The sequence below is a fragment of the Rhizobacter sp. P3_B12 genome (assembly GCF_056402895.1).
In genome coordinates, this window is the sequence record NZ_JBFUGN010000313.1 from 1 (window position 1) to 6,146 (window position 6,146).

General features: G+C 65.8%; 6 protein-coding genes. All 6 read right to left on the minus strand.

Going from position 1 to position 6,146, the window contains the following annotated elements; genetic code table 11:
- Window positions 1-45 precede the first annotated feature (45 nt).
- Window positions 46-1,458: a DUF3138 family protein gene (locus AC1D01_RS16995; RefSeq protein WP_477868255.1), complete on the minus strand. Its 1,413-nt coding sequence runs from the start codon at window positions 1,456-1,458 to the stop codon at window positions 46-48.
- 39 nt (window positions 1,459-1,497) lie between these two features.
- Entirely contained in the window at window positions 1,498-2,346 is an 849-nt protein-coding gene (locus AC1D01_RS17000) for an ABC transporter permease (protein WP_477868257.1), read from the minus strand.
- Window positions 2,343-3,260, minus strand: a complete 918-nt coding sequence (locus AC1D01_RS17005) for an ABC transporter permease (RefSeq protein WP_477868259.1) — start codon at window positions 3,258-3,260, stop codon at window positions 2,343-2,345. Before AC1D01_RS17005 ends, AC1D01_RS17000 begins: the two co-directional genes overlap by 4 nt.
- Window positions 3,257-4,366 (minus strand): ABC transporter ATP-binding protein, encoded by a 1,110-nt coding sequence (locus tag AC1D01_RS17010; protein WP_477868261.1) that lies wholly within the window; start codon window positions 4,364-4,366, stop codon window positions 3,257-3,259. The genes AC1D01_RS17005 and AC1D01_RS17010 overlap by 4 nt, the downstream gene beginning before the upstream one ends.
- A gap of 11 nt (window positions 4,367-4,377) precedes the next feature.
- Window positions 4,378-5,490, minus strand: a complete 1,113-nt coding sequence (locus tag AC1D01_RS17015; RefSeq protein WP_477868265.1) for a polyamine ABC transporter substrate-binding protein — start codon at window positions 5,488-5,490, stop codon at window positions 4,378-4,380.
- 33 nt (window positions 5,491-5,523) lie between these two features.
- On the minus strand, window positions 5,524-6,146 hold a 623-nt coding region (locus AC1D01_RS17020; RefSeq protein WP_477868263.1), incomplete at its 5' end, for an aminotransferase class III-fold pyridoxal phosphate-dependent enzyme.

The following is a 6,146-nucleotide window of genomic DNA, read 5'->3' on the forward strand; positions in this document are numbered from 1 at the left end:
GCCCAGTCGATCGAGCTCATGCTGTCTCCTTCGTCAGGTCCTTGATCAGAACGACACCACGACCGACGCGCCCAGCAGGTGGTTGCTCTTCTTGTAGCTGCCGTCGCCGGTGTCCAGGAACACCGGCAGTGTCGCGCGGTCGAGCCGGTATTCGGCCTTCAGGGCCGTGTTGCGGGTCAGCAGGTAGTTGAAGCCGACCGCCAGCGCATAGCGGTTCGCGCCGTCGTCGCAGCCCTCGACCAGCGCGCCCGGTGCGCAGCCCAGCGCCGGATCGGGGCCGATGCCGTTGCGGTCGTCGGCCACCGAGTACTGCAGCAGCCCGCCACCGTTCTTCTTGTTGTTGATGTAGTCGGCCCGCACCACGCCCTCGAAGCGCGGCTCGAACTTGTAGGCCGCGAGTGCCGACAGCCCCCACCACTGCGCGTCGCGCAGGCTGCCATCGGCCGCCGGCACGATCGACGCATTGCGCTGCCGGCCGAAGCCGACCTGGCCCTGCACCGTCCAGTCGCCGCGGATGAAGTAGCCGTCGATCTCGAACAGGTCGAGCCGGGAGTCGTCCTGCGGGATCACCTCGAGCGTGGCCGGGTCGATCGCGCTCTCGGAGAAGTTGGCGACCTTGCCGTGCACGCCGGCGAAGCCGAAACCGTTGAACTCGCCCTTCGCGTAGTCGACGCGGTACGCGAACACCGGCGACTTCTGGTTCGCGCCCTGCCTGGTCTTGTTGTAGTTGGCGACCAGCAGCTTGGTGTCCCACTTGCCGCGGATGAACTCCATGCCGGCGCCGGTGTAGGCGGTGGGTTCGGTGAAGTCGAGCAGCAGGCCGCGCGTGACCAGCTTGGTCTGCGTCGGCTGCACGTACTCGTAGCCCGACCAGTCGGGGATCTGGCCGGCGAGGAAGCGCGTCTGCAGGTCGCCGAGCGGGATCGACACCGAGGCCTCGTGCACGATGCTGTTGCCGTCCGGGTCGGCGATCGAGCCGGCACCGCGGTTGGGCATCAGCGTCAGGCGCCACTTGGTGCCGCCGTCCATCTCCTTCTGGAAATCGAGGCTCGCGACGCCGAAGTAGGAGTTGTCGTAGTTGTAGCCGTCGTCCGAGACGCGGTTCAGGAACTGGAAGCCGGCACGGTGCTGGTTCTTGTTGTAGATGTAGCTCGGGTCGAAGTAGCCGCTGATCTTCAGGCCCTTCAGCCCCTGCGCTTCCATCCCGTCTTCGAGCGCCTCGGTCTTGATGGCGATGCGGTTGAACTCCTGCACCTGCTCGGGGGTCATGCCCCATTGCTTCTCCGTGGGCTTCGCTTCAGCCGCCGACTTCTCGGCCAGCTTCTTCTCGAGGTCGGCGATGCGCTGCTTCATCGCCTTCAGCTCGTCCATCAACTCCTTGTTCGACTGGGCCTGGGCGGGGGCCGCACAGGCGGCGGCGACGGCCAGCGCCAGGGTCGAGAGCTTCGCGAACTTCATCGGTTTTCTCCTCGGGGTTGGATTCGGGGTGTTCTGGTGTCAGGCGCCACGCTGCGCCGCGTTCATTTCCTGGATGCGGCGCCGCTCGGCGCGCGCGATCCAGAGGCTGGCCGCCGCGACGCAGATGGCGACGATCACGATGATCACGGTGGCCACCGCGTTGACGCTCGGGTTCAGGCCGAGCCGGGCGCGCGAGAAGATCACCAGCGGCATCGTGGTGGCGCCGGGGCCCGACAGGAAGGCCGACACCACCACGTCGTCGAGCGACAGGCTGAAGGTGAGGAGCCAGGCCGAGGCGAGCGCCTGGCCGATCATCGGCAGCGTGACCAGCGTGAACACCTGCCAGGGCCGGGCGCCGAGGTCCATCGCGGCCTCTTCGAGCGAGGGGTTCAGGTCCTGCAGGCGGGCCTGCACGACGACGGTGGCGTACGACATGCCGAGCAGCAGGTGGCCGAGCCAGATCGTCATCAGCCCGCGCTCGGGAAAGCCGACGGCCTTCTGCACCGACACCAGCATCAGCAGCAGCGACAGCCCGCAGATCACCTCGGGCATCACCAGCGGTGCGTTGACCAGGCCGTTGAAGAGGGTGCGGCCGGTGAAGCGCCGGTACTTGACGAGCGAGAAGGCGGCGAGCGTGCCCAGCAGGACCGAGCCGCAGGCGCTGAGGAAGGCGATCTTCAGCGACAGCCAGAGGCCGGACAGCATTTCGCGGTCGTTGGCGAGCTTGCCGTACCACTCGAAGGTGAAGCCGCCCCACACGGTGGGCAGCGGCGACGCGTTGAACGAGTAGATGACGAGCGTGACGATCGGCAGGTACAGGAACGCGAAGCCGCCGATGAGCCAGGCGCGGCCGAACCAGGCGGCCTTGGGGTGCACGGTGCCGCTCATCGCCTGCGCTCCTGGCTTTCGACCTGGTACTTGTTGAAGAGGGCGAGCGGGAACACGATCAGCAGCACCAGCACGACGGCGACCGTGGAGGCCATGGTCCAGTCGTTGTTGCTGAAGAACTCGTCCCACAGCACGCGGCCGATCATCAAGGTCTGCGGGCCGCCGAGCAGCTCGGGGGTGACGAACTCGCCGACGCAGGGGATGAACACCAGCATCGAGCCGGCGATGATGCCGGCCTTGGACAGCGGCACGGTGATGCGCCAGAAGGCCTGCCACGGTGTCGCGCCGAGGTCGGCGGCGGCCTCGAGCAGGCGCAGGTCCATCTTCGCGAGGTTGGCGTACAGCGGCAGGATCATGAACGGCAGGTAGGTGTAGGTCATGCCGATCACGAGCGAGAAGGGCGTGTTCATCAGCTTGCCGGGCACGTCGATCATCTGCGCCTGCACGAGCAGGGTGTCGAGGTGCAGGCCCACGACGATGCGGTGCACCCAGCCGTTTTCCTCGAGCAGGCCTTTCCAGGCATAGACGCGCAGCAGGAACGAGGTCCAGAACGGCAGCATCACGAGCATCAGCAGGGCGGGCTGGAGCGACTGCTTCGCCCGGGCCATGAAGTAGGCGAACGGGTAGCCGATCGCGAGGCACAGCAGCGTGGTGATGGCCGCGAACTTCAGGCTCGACACATAGGCCTTGAAGTACAGCGCGTCGCCGGTCATGAACACGTAGTTGCCGAACTTCAGCGTGATCTTCAGTGCGCCGTCGGCGACGCTCGTGATGTCGTTCGGCGTCACGGCGCCCATTTCGGACACGCTGTACTTCAGCACGATCAGGAACGGAGCGAGGAAGAACGCCAGCAGCCACAGGTACGGGATGCCGATGACGGCGCTTCTTCCTCTCCACCAGCTTGGCGCTCTCATTGCGTCAGCACCACGTGAGCAGACGGAGACCAATGCGCCCAGACCTCGTCGTCCCAGGTGATCACGTCGTCGCGGTGCCGCTCCGAGTTGTTCTGGCTGACCTTCAGCATCGCCCCGCTGGGAAGCTGGATGTGGAACACCGTGAAGCTGCCGAAGTACGCGAGGTTTTTCACCTTGCCGCGGGCCCGGTTGTGCGGCCCATGCTCACCGTCAGGCGCCTGCCGCGACAGTTGGATCTTCTCGGGCCGCAACGCCACCGTCACCTCCATGCCCTCGGTGCCGGTGATGCCGTGGCCCACGTAGTGCGTGCAGTCGGGGCAGGTGATCACCACGTGGTYGGGCTGGTCCTCGGTGACCGCGCCGTCCATCAGGTTCACGTTGCCGATGAAGTCGGCCACGAAGCGCGTCGCCGGTGTCTCGTAGATGTCGGCCGGCGGCCCCACCTGCAGGAAACCGCCTTCGCTCATCACCGCGATGCGCGAAGCCATCGTCATCGCCTCTTCCTGGTCGTGCGTCACCATCACGCAGGTCACGCCGACCTCCTCGATGATGTTCACCAGCTCGATCTGCGTTTCCTCGCGCAGCTTCTTGTCGAGAGCGCCCAGCGGCTCATCGAGCAGCAGCAGCTGCGGCTTCTTCGCCAGGCTGCGCGCCAGCGCCACCCGCTGCTGCTGGCCGCCCGACAACTGGTGCGGCTTGCGCTTGCCGTACTTGGTCAGCTGCACCAGCTTCAGCATCGCGTCGACCCGCTCGGCGATCTCGGCCTTCGGCAGCCGGTCGCGCCGCAACCCGAACGCGATGTTGTCCCACACCGTCAGGTGCGGGAACAGCGCATACGACTGGAACATCATGTTCAACGGCCGCGCATACGGCGGCAGGCCGGCGAGATCCTTGCCGTCGAGCACGATACGGCCCGAGGTCGGCGTCTCGAAACCCGCCAGCATGCGCAGCAGCGTCGTCTTGCCGCAGCCCGACGAACCGAGCAAGGCAAAGATCTCGCCCTTCGCGATGTCGACGCTGACGTGGTTGACCGCGACGGCACCGCCGCCGAAATCCTTCACCACGTCTTCGATGCGCAGGAAACCGGCTTGCGGTGTGCTGGTCATCGCCGCTCCGATCAGACGCCGGTCTTGAAGGAGGTGTAGATGCGCGTCATCGTGCGCCGGATGTCGTTCGTCACCGCATCGGGCAACGCCATCTTCTGCATGTCGGCATCGCCCGGGAACACCGTCGGGTTGCTCGCCACCTCGGGCTTGATGAACTTGCGCGATTCCTTGTTCGGGTTCGCGTAGAACACCTTGTTCGTCAGCGAGGCATGCACCTCGGGCCGCATGATGTAGTTGATGAACTTGTGCGCGTTGTCCGGGTGCGGCGCATCGGCCGGGATCACCATCGTGTCGAAGAACAGCACGCCGCCGGTCTTCGGGATCAGCGCCTCGATCTTCTGGCCGGTCTTGCTGTCGATCGCGCGCTGGCGGGCAATGTTGATGTCGCCCGACCAGCCGAGCGCCACGCAGATCGAGCCGTTGGCCATGTCGTTGATGTAGCCCGACGAGCTGAACAGCGTCACCGACGAGCGGACCTTCTTCAGCAGGTCAGGCACGCCCTGGTAATCGCCGGCATTGCGCGAGAACGCCGCCTTGCCGAGGTAGTGCATCGCGGCCGGCACCACGTCGGTCGGCGAGTCGAGGAAGGACACGCCGCACGACTTGAGCTTGCTGATGTACTCCGGCTTGAACACCAGGTCCCAGGCGTTGTCGGGCATCGGCAGGCTGCCCAGCGCCGCCTTCACCTTGTCGACATTGATGCCCACCGTGGTGTAGCCCCACAGCCAGTCGGCCATGTAGTCGTTGCCCGGGTCCAGCTTCGCGAGCGTCGCCTGGATCTGCGGGTCCATGTTCTTCAGGTTCGGCAGCTTGCTCTTGTCGAGCTTGCGCAGCAGCCCGCCGTCGGCCTGCAGCTTGGCCCAGTACGACGACGGCACGACCACGTCGTAGCCGCTCTTGCCGGCCACCAGCTTCGCGTGGACGATCTCGTTGTTGTCGAAGTTGTCGTAGCGCACCTTGATGCCGGTCTCCTTCTCGAAGTTGGCCAGCGTGTCCTCGGCGATGTAGTCGGACCAGTTGTAGATGTTGATGACCTTGTCTTCCTCCTGCGCCAAGGCGGCCGTGCCCCACAGCATTGCAGCCACAGCACATCCCAATGCACCGAACACCTGCTTCATGGTCATGTCCTTCATGTTGAGAAAAACCGGGGTATGGAATCAGAGCCAGCCGCGCTGTTTGACGTCGGCGAGGGTGAGGTCGAGGCACTTGCGGATCAGCGCGACCATCTCGTCGACCTGCGCGATCGTCATCACCAGCGGCGGTGCGACGATCATCCGGTCGCCGACCGCGCGCATGATCAGCCCGTTGCCGAAGCAGTGGCCGCGGCACACCATGCCGACTTCGAGCGCGCTGTCGAACACGCGGTTGGCCGACTTGTCCTTCACCAGCTGCAGCGCACCCATCATTCCGCAGGTCTGCGCCTCGCCCACCAGCGGGTGCTCGCCGAGCTCGGCGAAGCGCGCCGCGAGATGCGGCCCGAGCTCGGTGCGCACGCGCTCGACCAGCCCCTCGCGCTGGATCAGCCGGATGTTGGCCAGCGCCACCGCGCAGGCCACCGGGTGCCCGGAGTAGGTGTAGCCGTGGTTGAACTCGCCGCCTTGCTCGATCAGCACCTTCGCGATGCGCTCGCCGACCATCACGCCGCCGAGCGGGATGTAGCCCGAGCTCACGCCCTTCGCGAAGGTCATCAGGTCGGGCTTGAAGCCCATCGTCTCGCAGCCGAACCAGCGGCCGGTGCGCCCGAACCCGGTGATGACCTCGTCGGAGACCACCAGGATGC